This window comes from Ruegeria sp. AD5, from assembly GCF_056542345.1.
Genome location: NZ_JBQFZR010000003.1, coordinates 155,149 through 169,031, shown reverse-complemented (window position 1 = coordinate 169,031; position 13,883 = coordinate 155,149). Strand labels below are relative to the sequence as shown.

The window sequence follows — 13,883 nt, the reverse complement described above, 5'->3', positions numbered from 1 at the left end:
GGTTACCCAGGCAGCGCGCCTGTTAGAACGTAGCGCAAGATCTCAACAACTTGCGCGGGTTCTTCAGCGACGGCGAGGGCTGCTGCATCTACTTCTTTCAGCGCGTGCTGATGATCAGCCCCGTGCAGAACAATGATCGACTTGCCCAGTGCTGCCGCATAGCCCGCGTCAAATGCCGCGTTCCACTGCTTGTATTTGTCCCCAAAGCGTACAACCACAACATCCGCGTCTGATATGCCCTTGCGGGTCCGGATCGCGTTGACCATGGCACCCTTGTGATCATGCCAGTACTTGTTCGGCTCGGCCCCCAAGATCGTGACACCGCAATCGTCCGAAGCACCGTGATCGGTGACCGGGCTACTGAACTCAACATCCAACCCATCGGCGCCCGCAATGATCTGCTCGCGCCAATCCGTGTGAATCTCACCGGACAAATAGACCTTCAGCATTTTTCTCTCCTCCCGTGAAAAAGGGGCGCAATGGCCCCTTTATCATTTCAAAAATACTCCCGCCGGAGGCGAAAACCAACTCATCCCCGCAAGACGCCGCCAGTGGCTTTCACCACTTTTTCGACAATCTTGGTGCTGACCGCCTCGATATCCTTTTCCTTCAGGGTCGCGTCCGACGGCTGAAGCCTTACGGTAATGGCCAGAGACTTCTTGCCCTCGCCGACGCTACCGCCAATGAATTCGTCAAAGACGCGCACGTCCTCGATCAGAGCCTTATCAGCACCCGCAGCCGCATTGACCAACGTCAGAGCTTCGATATCCGCATTTACAACAAAGGCGAAATCGCGCTCGACCGCCTGCAGGTCGCGCAATTCCAAGGCAGAACGGGTCGCACCGGATTTACGTGGCATCGGCACCTGATCCGGCCAAATGGTGAACGCCATCGCCGGGCCCTTGATGTCCATCGCCTGCAACACGCGCGGATGCAATTCGCCAAAGACGCCCAGTACCTTTTTCGGACCCAGACAGATTTTTCCATGTCGGCCCGGGTGCCACCAGGCATCGCTGTCGCGCAGAATCTGAACCTTCGCGGGCGCGCCAATTGCGGCAAGCACCGCCTCGGCGTCAGCTTTCGCGTCAAACAAGTCAACCGAACGAGACGCGCCGTGTACATCCTTGGGACCGCTACGCCCAACCATCAGGCCGGCAATCTGTGTCTGTTGATCCCCCGGCTCACCATCGTGGAACACCGGCCCGACCTCGAACAAGGCCAGATCGGCATAACCCCGTGCCTGATTGCGCGCCGCCGCTTGCAGCAAACCAGGCAGCAGATCAGGGCGCATATGGCTCATCTCGGACGAGATCGGGTTTTCCAACATGGTTGCTGCGTCACCGCCCCCGAACAAGGCTGCCGAGGCCTGATCGATGAAGGTATAAGACACACATTCATTGTACCCCAGCGCTGCACAGGTCCGGCGCGCCATCGACTGGCGACGCTGCGTGGCTGTCATGACCGGTTTGGGGATACCCGCCGTCGTACGCGGCAGCGGAATACCCTGCAACTTGGTCAGAGAAGCGATCCGCGCAACCTCTTCCACCAGATCGGCCTCCCCCATGATATCGGGTCGCCAGCTGGGCACATGCGCCATCTCGCCATCCAGACGAAAGCCCAAACGGGTCAATGTCTGCCGCTGCTCGCTTTCCGGAATCTCCATCCCGACTAGGGACTGCACGCGCGCCGCGTCCAGTTTGTAGGCCCGCGCGTGGTTCGGCGCTTTGCCCGCCTCGACCACATTCGAGGCTTCACCGCCGCAGATATCCAAGATCATCTGCGTCGCATGCTCCAACCCTTCGCGCGTGTATTCCGGGTCGACGCCGCGCTCGAATCGATACCGCGCGTCCGAGTTTATCTTCAGCGCCCGACCTGTGAGGGCAATCTGCACATGATCCCAGAACGCACTTTCAAGGAAAACGTTCACGGTCTCCTCGGTACAACCGGTTTCCTCGCCGCCCATGATACCCGCGATAGATTCCGGGCCTTTGTCGTCCGAAATCACCATCATGCCAGGCTGAAGGGAGTATTCTTTTTCATCCAGTGCAACCAGCTTCTCGCCACCTTTGGCACGGTGAACGCGTAGGTTACCCTGCACCTTGTCGGCATCGAATACGTGCAGCGGGCGGTTGTGATCGAAGGTCATATAGTTGGTGATATCCACCAAGGCCGAGATCGGACGCAGACCAATCGCCTTCAACTGGTCCTGCAGCCATTGCGGGCTGGGGCCGTTTTTGACGCCCCTGATAAGCCGACCGGTGAAATGCGGCGCGCCATCCAGCGTATCTTCATCAATCGACACTTTGATCGGGCTTTCAAAGTCCCCCGGCACGGGGACATAGTCACGCACCTTCAGCGTGCCCAATCCACGTGCAGCCAGATCTCGCGCAATACCCGCTACACCCAGCGCATCCGGGCGGTTCGGCGTGATCGCGATCTCGATCATCGGATCAACCTTTGACGGATCGTTCTCAGCCAACCAATCGACAAACCGATCACCGACCTCGCCCGAAGGCAGCTCGATAATCCCGTCATGTTCATCCGACAGCTCAAGCTCGCGCTCGGATGCCATCATGCCAAAGCTCTCGACGCCACGGATCTTGCCGACGCTGATGGTGATATCCAGGCCGGGAATATACATACCAGGTTTACAAACCACCACGGTGATGCCTTCGCGCGCATTGGGCGCGCCGCAAATGATCTGCAGATCGCCCTCATCGGTCTCAACCGTGCAAACGCGCAATTTATCGGCGTCGGGGTGCTTTTCAGCATGTTTCACATGGCCCAGCGTAAAGCCCGCCAGACGGTCCGCCGGATTGACGATCTCTTCGACCTCGAGCCCGAGATCAGTCAGTGCTTCAGCGATCTCATCAACCGACGCATCCGTATCAAGGTGGTCTTTCAGCCAGGACAGAGTGAATTTCATTGCAGCGGGCCTTTTTCGGCAAACATTCAGTCGGCACAGGCAATGACAAAGAATGCGCCAAGGTGCAAGCGCTGCGGCTCATGGATAGGTGGGGGTGCGGCCCAAAAGCTCGTCCAATTGCCAGCCGATCCAGCCATGAGGGATGAAATGCCCGCCGGGATGGGTGTCCAGCGTGACCTGCCCCTGCCCGCAATCGGTCCATGCCACGCGGCTGAGCGTCAGGAAGGGCTTCACGCTCCAATCCCCGCGCGGCGTGGCGCCGTTGCAATCGAACTTGGCTTTCCACAGCGCCACCGGATAGGTCGTGTCCCCGTCCGGACCAAAGGGAAAATCCATCACCGTATCGTCCAGCCCATGCACATGGCGCACTTCGCGCGGAGCTTCCGGGCAATCCTCGGTCTGGCGGATCGAGCCCGCAACCGCCAACAGTGCCGCGATGTCATTGCCCGACTGGCAAACAAAGCGCCACGCCATCGCGCCGCCATAAGAATAGCCTGAGACATAGATGCGTTCAGAATCAATGGGATAGTGTTTGGCCACATCCTCAAGCACCCGATCCGCGAACGGCACGTCTGCGGTATCAGCTGTCCAGAAGTTCCAGCTTTTGCGCAGCCCGTTCGGAGCCACCAGCAGCACATCGCGCAGCTTGGTCGCCCCGGCGATGCGTTCATGGTTCACCACCACGTCGCCCTGCCGCGCCCATCCGTGGAAGTGCAACAGCACCGGCAGAGGTGTTTCGCCGTCCCAACCATCAGGTTCCAGCACATGGTAAGAACGGTCGCCAATCTCACAGGCAGTATCGCCGTGACAGTCAGATTTCCACGGCCCCATCGCAAGGACCGGAGTCGCGGTCAGCAGAAGAAAAAGCAATCGATAGATCATAGGTCGGAGCCTAGCGACGTCTGCCGCACTGTCACATAACATATTGGTGTAGACAACGCGTAGGCCGGGCTTCAGCCCGGCACCCATCTATCGCAAATGGCGGGCTGATCAAGCCACAAAGACGCGCCATCGCCAGACCGCGAGAGTACTATTATTGCAGGGTGTTTACTTTACCCCTAACTAACCGCTGGGAAAGAAGTATTCGCGCATCCAAATCGCGATTAACGCGGAAACGATGCCCAGCACGAACGAGATTAGCCTCTCGTTTCGTCTAGACCTTACCTCCGTGAGGTACAAAAAACCTTTTGACCTCATAAAGACTTTTTCAGTTTCAATGAAGTTTGGCCCGGTAAGTGTCACGCCTTCATATCTAACGTCGCCTGAATCATCTCTAGGGAGTAGTTGCATGTAGAGATATCGAGCTAGCCCAAACTCCCTCATTTCTTCAGCACCAGATGGAGGATTGTAGTTAAATGTGGTGCCTAAATAACCCGCTTCTAGTAATAGAGCCAACGGATAAAGGTCCTTAGGACTGCTGGGATTTGAGTTGCAAAGCCGAGCAGCATCATGCAGCGGAATCTCTCCCGATTTCGATAGACTTTTGAGTATGCGGTTAGAACACTTTTCCACAGAAATCACCGATAGATGATGGTTCCCTTAACCCGACTCGTGCGTTACCGCGACAAACCACCATGCAGGTTCGGCATATCCAGCGCCGCGAACCCGTAGTGCCGCAGCCAGCGCAGGTCGCTGTCAAAGAACGCCCGCAAATCAGGAATACCGTATTTCAACATTGCCAGACGGTCGATGCCGATGCCGAACGCAAAGCCCTGAAAGACCTCGGGATCGATGCCACCGGCGGCGATCACCTTGGGGTGGACCATGCCGGAACCCAGAATTTCCATCCAGTCGTCACCCTCACCGATCTTCAGCTGACCATTGTCCCAGGAACAGCGGATGTCGACCTCGGCCGACGGCTCGGTGAACGGGAAGTGCGAGGCGCGGAAGCGCAGCTCGACATCGTCGACCTCAAAGAACGCTTTCACGAACTCTTCCAGAACCCATTTCAGGTTCGCCATTGAGATGTCTTTATCAATCGCCAGCCCCTCGACCTGATGGAACATCGGCGTGTGGGTCTGGTCATAGTCGGCGCGGTAGACGCCGCCCGGGCAGATCACGCGGATCGGCGCGCCCTGCAGTTCCATCGAGCGGATCTGAACGGGCGAAGTATGGGTGCGCAGCACGTGCGGCGGGCGATTATCGCCCTCGGCGCGGTGCATGTAGAACGTGTCCATCTCGGCCCGCGCGGGGTGGTGGCCCGGGATGTTCAGGGCATCGAAATTGTGCCAGTCGGTTTCGATCCGCGGCCCTTCGGCCACCGAGAAGCCCAGTTCGGCAAAGATCGCGGTCAATTCCTCGGTCGCCTGGCTGACCGGGTGGATCGAACCCTGACGGCGCGCGCGGGTCGGCAGGGTGACGTCTAGCCATTCGGTGCGCAGACGCTCATCCAGCGCAGCGTCGGCCAGAGCGGCTTTCTTTGCAGAGAGGGCCGAGTTGATCTCATCCTTCAGAGCGTTCAGCGCGGGGCCTGCAACTTGACGCTCTTCGGGGGTCATCTTGCCTAGTTCGCGCATCTTCAGCGCGACCTCGCCCTTTTTACCCACGGCAGCGACGCGGATCGCCTCAAGCGCGTTTTCATCGCCTGCTTCGGCGATTTGGCCCAGATATTTTGCCTTAAGATCGTCCATGACGCCCTCTGAATTTGGTCGCCAACCTGCTATCGGCCCCGCCCCGCGAATGCAAGCGGGACGGTGGGGATCAATAGCTGTATTCGGGGAAAATCCGGGTCAGGTCGCCATTCCAGTCGCCATTGTAGTGTTCCAGCAACTCATCTGCGGGAACCTTACCCGTATCGATGCTGTCCTTGAGCGCGTTCAGGAAATGCGTCTCGTCCTGCACCAGACCTCCCGCACCGGGACGTGCGCGGGACGCCAGACCAGCCTCGGCGATCGAGACCACTTCGCGCGCCAGATCATGCATATTGATGTTGCCAACCTGCGCTTGCAGACCATCCTTGGCAGCCTCGACCCGCAGCGCTTCGCGCGTCTCGGCATCCCAGCCTTTGACCAGATCCCAAGCGGCATCCAGCGCAGTTTGGTCATAGGTCAGACCAACCCAGAATGCAGGCAGAGCGCATAGGCGACGCCATGGGCCACCATCGGCACCGCGCATCTCCATGAACTTCTTGATCCGCGCTTCGGGGAATGCCGTGGTCAGGTGATCGGCCCAATCGGACAGAGTCGGCGTCTCACCGGGCAGCGCAGGCAGTTTGCCCTGCAGGAAGTCGCGGAACGACATGCCCAGCGCGTTGATATACTGGCCGTCGCGATAGACGAAATACATCGGTACATCGAGCGCATATTGTACATAGCGTTCGAACCCGAAGCCTTCTTCGAACACAAAGGGCAGCATGCCCGTCCGTGCATCGTCCAGATGCCGCCAGATATAACTGCGCCAGCTTTTCTGGCCGTTCACCTTGCCCTCGAAAAACGGAGAGTTCGCAAACAGTGCCGTCGCGACCGGCTGAAGGGCCAGCGCGACGCGCAGCTTCCGCACCATGTCGGCCTCGGACCCGAAGTCGATATTGACCTGAACCGTGCAGGTGCGCCGCATCATGGCACGGCCCATGGTGCCGACTTTCTCCATATAATCGTTCATCAGCCGGTAACGGCCTTTGGGCATCAACGGCATCTCTTCATGGGTCCAGATCGGGGCTGCGCCCAGACCAATAAAGCCTACACCGATCTCATCGGCGATATCCTTCACTTCACGCAGGTGAGTGTTCACCTCATCACACGTTTCATGAATTGTCTCGAGCGGAGCGCCGGACAGTTCCAACGCACCGCCTGGTTCCAGGCTGACGTTCGCGCCGTCCTTCTCAAGCCCGATTAAATGTCCAGCTTCACGCACTTCAGCCCAGCCATGGCGGTCTCGCAGACCTTCCAGCACGGCCACAATCGACCGTTTGCCTTCAAACGGCAGTGGTTTCAGAGTGTCTTTGCAATAGCCGAACTTTTCGTGCTCGGTTCCGATGCGCCAATCTTCCTTGGGCTTGCAGCCCGATTCCAGATATTCGGCCAGTTGCTCATGGCGTTCGATCGGTCCGCCGCCGGACTGGGGGATGGACATGTGACCCGTGCTCCGATCCTGATGTGTCTGTCTTGACGGTCAGTCCTGAGCGCAAACCGCGCCAGTGTCAATGCAGCCTAAGATGCGCAGGCCGTGACGGCGTGCGTTCCCAGATCACCACCGGATGTGCCGCACGACCGTTGAGTTCCGACAGCATTTGCTCGGTTTTAAGCCCCGGAAGTGCTGAGAACACATCAAACAGTGCCTCGGCCCCTTCGGCGTTCACCGGAATGTGAAGGGTCGGCTGCCCCGGCTGATCCAAAACCCAATGCGCAGGTTGCGAGGTCGGATCCAACGCCAACCGCTCGATTTCGCGGGCTGCAACGATGCCGCCGTCGAGCGGGCCCAGATAGGTGATCTGGCCTTCATCAATAGTCACCACACCCGGTCCTCCCGCACCATTGCGAAAGCGCGCGCGTTGCACTCCGATCACCGCCAGTGCCATCGAGACGACGATCAGCAGCCACCCCAACCACGCCAGCAATCCACCAGGGCCGCTGATCCAGCTGAGGCCGAGGATCAGAACAAACCCTGCAACCAGCACTTCGCGCCAGCGCCATAGGGCCAGTTTGGCTTCGGGTCGAAAGAAACTCATGCCACGTCCTCCGGGTTTTTGAACAGGATCAGCGAGTATTGACCCGCAGGCTGGAACCCAATGGATATATAGGCACGCGCTGCCGCATCGGAAGCCGCAAAGAGGACAGCTCTGGAAACTCCCGCGTCGCGCGCCTCAACCAGATGCAAGGCAACAGCCAAACGCGCATAGCCCCGCCCTCGTAAATCTGGTGGCGTGTAGACACCGCCGATCTGCACCACATCAGGCAGGCGGGCGTTGAAGCCGGTCATGCTGACCGGTAGGCCATTCTGCAGCAAAACTCGATGAGAATCCCGCTCGATATAGGTCTTGATGTCCTTCCCAGCCTGCGTCTGTGCGCGCACAGGATCAAAATCCATGGCTTCGATGAGGTAGCTTTCTCGCCAGTCTTCAAGGACCGAACGGTCTACATCAGTAAGCGGCATGAGATCTGCCCCACTGAAATCCGGTATTTGAAGTCGATCCAACGCCAGGGAAAACCCCGGCTCATCGCTGTTCAGGGTCGCGGGTCGCCCCTCCCAACCTGCCAACTGCATTATCCGACGAGCCTGCGTTGCCTCAGCCGCGATGCCGAACAGGGCCCGGCCTCGAATAAGGTCAATCGCTGCGGCAAGTTCGGTATCCGAACAGTCGGGACATTGCAGCAGGATCATGCCTTCATTTGTTATGGCAAAGACCGCACGCAACGGGCTGCCAAGCGTCCATGCATTCAACGACCGGGGATGCGTACCGCACAGGCCAAAATCCCGTAGATTGGCCAAAGGGAACATCGATGTTTGGATATGTTGGGACAAAAACGAGTCGATCCTGGACAGGTCCGTTTCCTGCGCCAATTGCCACGTCACGTCCAATCTCCCAACGATTGCTGCCACATTGTCATCGCCGCAACGGCTGCTGTATCGGCGCGCAGGATGCGTGGGCCGAGGCTGACCACATGGGTAAATGGCAGCTCTGCCAACCGTTTGCGTTCGGGCTCGGAAAACCCGCCCTCGGGGCCGATCAGGATCGCCCACGGCTTGCCTTTCTCATTCTCTGCCAAGCGCAGGGCCGAGCCGGCTTCTGCCTCGTCACAGAACATCAATTGGCGATCATCGGGCCACGCGCCCAGGATACGATCCAATCGCTGGAGGTCAGCGACCTCAGGCACAAAAGTGCCGCCACATTGTTCGGCCGCCTCAATTGCGTGGGCTTGCAAGCGATCCTGCCGAATGCGCTCGGAGTTGGTGAATTCGGTCTGCACCGGTATGATCCGCGCGGCCCCCATTTCAGCTGCTTTTTCAACGATGAAATCGGTCCGCGCCTTCTTGATCGGTGCAAAGAGCAGCCACAGATCGGGCGGTAATTGCAGAGGTTTCGATTGCTCCACGCACGACAGAATTCCGCCTCGTTTACTTGCTTCTGCTACCTCTGCCTGCCACTCGCCATCGCTGCCATTGAATAGCGCGACCTGCCCCCCAACCGACAGGCGCATGACACCGAACAGATAATGCGCCTGTTCACGCGTCAAAGGAACCGATTGCCCCGGACCCAAAGGGTGCTCTACATACAGTCTGATCTTCGCATTCATGAGACCCTACATATGCAAGGCAATGCCCCAACACCAGACGGTCAAGTCGCCGATGCCGTAACCGGCAATTGGGTCGACACCCACGCCCCCGCCTTTGCCCGCCCTTACCTGCGGCTCAGCCGCGCAGACCGACCCATCGGCACATGGCTTCTGCTGATTCCCTGCTGGTGGGGTCTGGCCTTGGCCATCCTGAGCGACGGCGCACCACGATGGGAGGATCTTTGGATCGCAGTTGGTTGTGCCATTGGTGCGTTTTTGATGCGCGGCGCGGGCTGTACGTGGAATGACATTACTGATCGTGAGTTTGACGGGAAGGTCGAGCGTACAAGGTCGCGCCCGATTCCCTCAGGCCAAGTGAGTGTCCGTCAGGCTGCATTCTGGATGGTGCTGCAATGTCTGTTGGCCCTGGCCATCCTTCTGACCTTCAACCGGGCCGCGATTGCGATGGGGGTTCTGTCTTTGCTGCCTGTTACCATCTATCCCTATGCAAAACGTTTTACGTGGTGGCCGCAGATTTTTCTGGGGCTGGCCTTCAACTGGGGCGCATTGCTGGCCTGGGCTGCACATACCGGCACCGTGGGCTGGCCTGCGATCATGCTTTATCTGTCAGGAATCGCCTGGACTTTGTTCTACGACACGATCTACGCCCATCAGGATGCCGAGGATGACGAGCTGATCGGCATCAAGTCAACCGCACGGCTGTTTGGCACCGATACCGCCCGTTGGCTCAAGTATTTTCTGATTGGAACCGTCAGTCTAATGGCCTTTGCAATTATCGACGCGGCTTTGCCCGGGACATCGGTTCTTGCTTTGGCGGTCGCCCTTGGCGGGCCCTGGGCGATGGGGTGGCATCTGGCCTGGCAATTGCGGGGGCTGGACACGGAGGACAACGCCAAATTGCTGCAGCTTTTCAGGGCCAATCGTGACACCGGCTTGATTCCGCTGATCTTCCTCTGCGTCGCCCTTTTCCTCTGATTGCACCTCTGTGCTGCGCTCTGTATGAGTCCCGGAACCAACCGCCCGAGGAGTCTCGATTTCGCCCATGCGTCTGCCTTACGCCCTAGCTGTTGCGTTGATTTTCGCGGTGTCCGCCGTTCTATCGCTGGTGGTCGCTGGATTTGCGGTCAGCAAGATCGAAGACGCCTCGGAACTGGCCGTGCGAAAGGCCTTGAACTTGCAGGGGCATGATTGGGCCGAAGTCGAATCCGACGGCCTGCGTGTCGTTCTGACCGGCACGGCCCCGACTGAGGCGACCCGATTCAACGCCCTGATCGCTGCGGGCACCGAGGTCGACACCTCGCGCGTCATTGACGAGATGGAGGTTGCTCCCACCGCCGATCTGACACCGCCCCGCTTTTCTACCGAGATCCTGCGCAATGACAGCGGAATTTCGATTATCGGGCTAGTACCTGCGGCTCTGGATCGCGACGATCTGGTAGACAGGCTGCAACGCCTTGATCGGGACGCGTCAGTCTCGGACCTGATGGAAAGTGCCGACTATCCCAAGCCAGACGGATGGGATCAGGCAATCGACTATGCGATCGAAGCGCTCTCGGATTTGCCACGGGCCAAGATATCTGCCAGCCCAGGGTTGGTGCGTATCACGGCCATTGCCGATAGCCAGCAAGAGAAAGACCAGCTGGAACAAGACCTGAGCCGCGCCGCGCCACCAGGTCTGCGAATCGGCCTTTCAATTTCGGCACCTCGCCCGGTAATCACACCATTCACGCTGCGCTATTTGATAGATGAGGATGGCGGGCAGTTTGATGCGTGCTCGGCCCAGGATGAAGTTGCGCGCGACATCATCGTCGCTGCAGCACAAGAGGCCGGACTGACCGGCCCCTATTCCTGCACCATTGGGCTAGGCGTACCGTCTCCGCGTTGGGCGAATGCAGCGCAGCTCAGCATTCGTGCGCTATCCGAACTTGGTCAGGGTTCAGTTACTCTGTCGGATGCAGATATCACTCTAATTGCTACACAAGGGACTAACCCTTTGGATTTCGACCGCATCGTGGGAGAACTCGAAAATACGCTGCCCGAGGTTTTCGCCTTGCATGCAATTCTTCCCGAACCCGAACCGGATGACCCGACTGGGCCTATTGAATTCGTCGCAACACGTAGCCCTGAGGGTTTGGTTCAACTGCGTGGCCGTCTGAGTGACGAAACGCTGCGTGAAATGACCGACAGCTTTGCACGTGCCGCCTTTGGATCATTGCAGGTGCACACAGCCACCCGGATTGCACCGGACCTGCCCGCGGATTGGCCCATACGTGTCTTGGCCGGGCTGGAGGCACTGTCGCAACTGCACAATGGCGCCCTGACCGTTACGCCGGACAATGTAGCACTGTCGGGCATCAGCCATGATCCCGACGCCAAGGCCCGGATCGCCGGCATGCTGTCGGACAAGCTGGGCGAGGCGCAGGATTACACCCTGTCAATCACCTATCAGGAGCCGCCCGCACCCGCCGACGCGCCGCCCGACCCTGAGGTCTGCGAAGAGCAGCTGGCCGAGGTTCAGGCCGCCAGCAAGATTGCGTTCGAACCGGGATCAGCCACTGTCGCCGCCGACTCGCGCGATGCCCTGAACCAGATCGCGGACATCCTGCGCGAATGTGGCCCGATCCGGTTGGAGATTCAGGGCCATACCGACAGTCAGGGCCGTGAAGAGATGAATCAGCAGCTCAGCCAGTCGCGCGCGCAGTCGATCCTGAACGAACTGCGCGGACGGCGCGTGCCGACCTCAAGCTTTTCTGCGGTCGGATATGGCGAGACGCAGCCCATCGCCGATAACGACACCGAAGAAGGCCGCGAAGAGAACCGCCGTATCGAGTTTCGCCTGATCCGTCCCGAACCCGTGGCCAACACCCTGACCGGGCTTGAGGCGATGGAAGCCGAGGCCGAATCTGAGGCCGAAACCGAGACACCTGAAACCGACGCACCGGATGCGGGCTCAGAGGACCAGTAAGTTGAACAGAACAGAATTCATCATCGCCACCGCCATCATCCTGTTCGCAGCTTTCTGCATGGGTTGGTTCGCCAACTGGCTGGCCCATCGGCTGTCCCGGGTCCGCCAAAGCGACGTAGCCGATCTGGACCGCATGAGTCAGGAACTGCATGAGGCCGAAGAGACCCGCGATCAGGCCATCACATATCTGCAGCAGCGTGAGGCAGAGTTGACCAACCAGCTGACGCAAACCGAAGCCGAGCTGAATGCCGCGATGGAAGGGCTGCGCGCAGCGCGGCAGGAAGCCGAAGAGATGCGCGGGCGGATCAACAACGCGGACTAGGCGCCTTACCAGCGGGTCAGCGCGTCTTCATCCTCGTCCTTGGCGGCCACCCATTCCGCTCCGGACGTGGTGATTTCCTTCTTCCAGAATGGCGCACGGGATTTGAGGTAATCCATCAGATATTCCGCCGCCTCAAACGCATCTTTGCGGTGCGGTGCGGCGGTTGCGACCATCATGATCCGATCACCCGGTGCAAGTCTTCCGTGGCGGTGAATTACCAGAACGTTGCCCAGTGACCATCGCGCTTGCGCCTCTTCCGCGATCTTGGTCAGGGCGCGTTCGGTCATGCCCGGGTAGTGCTCGATCTCCATCACATCCAGATCGCCCGAGGCCAGATCACGCACAACGCCCGTGAAGGTCACGATGGCCCCGTTGGCATCGTCCCCGGCGGCAAATGCGTTGGCTTCGGCCCCCAGATCGAACGGGGCCTCCTGCACGACGATCCGCATTTCAGCCACCCGTCATGGGCGGAAAGAACGCAACCTCGCGCACACCGGTCAGTGGGGCGTCAAAATCCGAAAGCTCTTGGTCCAGCGCCACGCGCAGGGCCGACAGATCGGCAAAAGCGGCAGCATAGCGATCCTCACGCGCGCTCAGTTCCGCGACCAGATCGTTGACCGTTGCAGCCTCGGTTTCAACCTTCTCTTTCGGCAGGCCGATGCGTTCGCGCACCCAGGCGAAATACAGCACGTTCATCGGTTAGCTCTCCTTCAGGTGGGGCATGGCTTTACGTAGGTAGTCATAGCCGGTGATCAATGTCAGCGTCGCGGCAATCCAGAGCAGCCATAGCCCGATCCGGCCTGACCAGAACATGGCCTCAAGGTGCCAGCGGATGTTGTTCAGATCCTCGACCTGTCCTGCCAGCACCTGATCAATGGTTGTCGCGTCCATGCCGAATGTGGCCATCACAAAATGGTGCTCGAATATGCCTTGCGAGAACAGGATCGCGATGGCCACCATCTGCGCCGTGGTTTTCCATTTGGCCAGCTTGGTGACCTTAAGGGTTCCGGCCACATCGCCAAGATACTCACGCAGGCCCGAGACAAAGACTTCGCGAAACAGGATCACCGTGGCGGGTAGCACCAACCAGGGCGTCCAATGCTCAGCTGAATACCCGACCAGAATCATCAGCGCGATAACGACCATCGCCTTATCGGCAATCGGGTCCAGCATGGCGCCTATCTTGGTTTCCTGCTTCCAGGCGCGTGCCAGATAGCCGTCAAACCAATCGGTGATGGCCGCGGTCAGGAACAGGATCAGCGCAAACCAATCCGCATAGGGACGCGTGAAATACAGAAACATCACGGCGAGACCGGGTGCCGCCACGAGGCGTAAAACGGTCAGAATATTCGGCAGGTTCCATTTCATGGCTTGGACCCTACATCGCCGGTTCAAGACAGAAAAGACAGGGTCTTAAAAAACTGACCCCGCACAAGC

Annotated in this window: 14 protein-coding genes; 3 read left to right on the top strand and 11 right to left on the bottom strand. The window is 59.0% G+C overall.

The features are described 5' to 3' along the window. Positions 1–2: 2 nt before the first annotated feature. From ACR0JG_RS17180 to ACR0JG_RS17145, 8 genes are all read right to left on the bottom strand, one after another. The gene (locus ACR0JG_RS17180) at positions 3–449 is read right to left on the bottom strand and encodes a YtoQ family protein (RefSeq protein ID WP_170423625.1); all 447 of its coding nucleotides are present in this window, start codon (positions 447–449) and stop codon (positions 3–5) included. An 80-nt stretch (positions 450–529) separates the two neighbouring features. Continuing rightward, positions 530–2,926 carry a phenylalanine--tRNA ligase subunit beta gene (gene pheT / locus ACR0JG_RS17175; protein ID WP_480571403.1) on the bottom strand — a complete coding sequence of 799 codons (2,397 nt, stop codon included), beginning with the start codon at positions 2,924–2,926 and terminating at the stop codon, positions 530–532. A gap of 78 nt (positions 2,927–3,004) precedes the next feature. Next, positions 3,005–3,808: a CE1 family esterase gene (locus ACR0JG_RS17170; RefSeq protein WP_480571400.1), complete on the bottom strand. Its 804-nt coding sequence runs from the start codon at positions 3,806–3,808 to the stop codon at positions 3,005–3,007. 674 nt (positions 3,809–4,482) lie between these two features. Then, positions 4,483–5,556 (bottom strand): phenylalanine--tRNA ligase subunit alpha, encoded by a 1,074-nt coding sequence (gene pheS, locus ACR0JG_RS17165; RefSeq protein WP_480571397.1) that lies wholly within the window; start codon positions 5,554–5,556, stop codon positions 4,483–4,485. A gap of 70 nt (positions 5,557–5,626) precedes the next feature. Then, the gene (locus tag ACR0JG_RS17160) at positions 5,627–6,997 is read right to left on the bottom strand and encodes a glutamate--cysteine ligase (protein WP_480571394.1); all 1,371 of its coding nucleotides are present in this window, start codon (positions 6,995–6,997) and stop codon (positions 5,627–5,629) included. A 67-nt stretch (positions 6,998–7,064) separates the two neighbouring features. Next, positions 7,065–7,592, bottom strand: coding sequence for a hypothetical protein (locus ACR0JG_RS17155; RefSeq protein WP_170408404.1), 528 nt, complete (start codon positions 7,590–7,592; stop codon positions 7,065–7,067). Continuing rightward, positions 7,589–8,437, bottom strand: coding sequence for a GNAT family N-acetyltransferase (locus ACR0JG_RS17150; RefSeq protein WP_170597230.1), 849 nt, complete (start codon positions 8,435–8,437; stop codon positions 7,589–7,591). The genes ACR0JG_RS17155 and ACR0JG_RS17150 overlap by 4 nt, the downstream gene beginning before the upstream one ends. Beyond that, complete coding sequence (locus ACR0JG_RS17145; protein ID WP_170408406.1) at positions 8,434–9,159, bottom strand: 16S rRNA (uracil(1498)-N(3))-methyltransferase; 726 nt, start codon at positions 9,157–9,159, stop codon at positions 8,434–8,436. The genes ACR0JG_RS17150 and ACR0JG_RS17145 overlap by 4 nt, the downstream gene beginning before the upstream one ends. Positions 9,160–9,171: 12 nt before the next feature. On the opposite strand from ACR0JG_RS17145, the gene ubiA reads away from it, so the two are divergent. From ubiA to ACR0JG_RS17130, 3 genes are all read left to right on the top strand, one after another. Then, a complete protein-coding gene (gene ubiA / locus ACR0JG_RS17140; RefSeq protein ID WP_170423611.1) occupies positions 9,172–10,134 on the top strand; it encodes a 4-hydroxybenzoate octaprenyltransferase in 963 nt (320 codons plus the stop codon). Positions 10,135–10,201: 67 nt separating this feature from the next. Further along, complete coding sequence (locus ACR0JG_RS17135; RefSeq protein WP_480571391.1) at positions 10,202–12,124, top strand: OmpA family protein; 1,923 nt, start codon at positions 10,202–10,204, stop codon at positions 12,122–12,124. A gap of 1 nt (position 12,125) precedes the next feature. Further along, entirely contained in the window at positions 12,126–12,446 is a 321-nt protein-coding gene (locus tag ACR0JG_RS17130) for a hypothetical protein (protein ID WP_170395619.1), read from the top strand. Between the two features lie 5 nt (positions 12,447–12,451). Here ACR0JG_RS17130 and ACR0JG_RS17125 read toward each other — a convergent pair whose 3' ends face one another. The 3 genes from ACR0JG_RS17125 to pgsA are packed head-to-tail and all read right to left on the bottom strand — an operon-like array spanning position 12,452 to position 13,814. Further along, a complete protein-coding gene (locus ACR0JG_RS17125) occupies positions 12,452–12,895 on the bottom strand; it encodes a molybdopterin synthase catalytic subunit (protein WP_170408409.1) in 444 nt (147 codons plus the stop codon). Position 12,896: 1 nt separating this feature from the next. Then, positions 12,897–13,142 carry a molybdopterin converting factor subunit 1 gene (gene moaD, locus ACR0JG_RS17120; protein WP_170691391.1) on the bottom strand — a complete coding sequence of 82 codons (246 nt, stop codon included), beginning with the start codon at positions 13,140–13,142 and terminating at the stop codon, positions 12,897–12,899. 3 nt (positions 13,143–13,145) lie between these two features. After that, on the bottom strand, positions 13,146–13,814 hold the full coding sequence (gene pgsA / locus ACR0JG_RS17115) for a CDP-diacylglycerol--glycerol-3-phosphate 3-phosphatidyltransferase (protein WP_480571388.1): 669 nt from the start codon (positions 13,812–13,814) through the stop codon (positions 13,146–13,148). Positions 13,815–13,883: the final 69 nt, after the last annotated feature.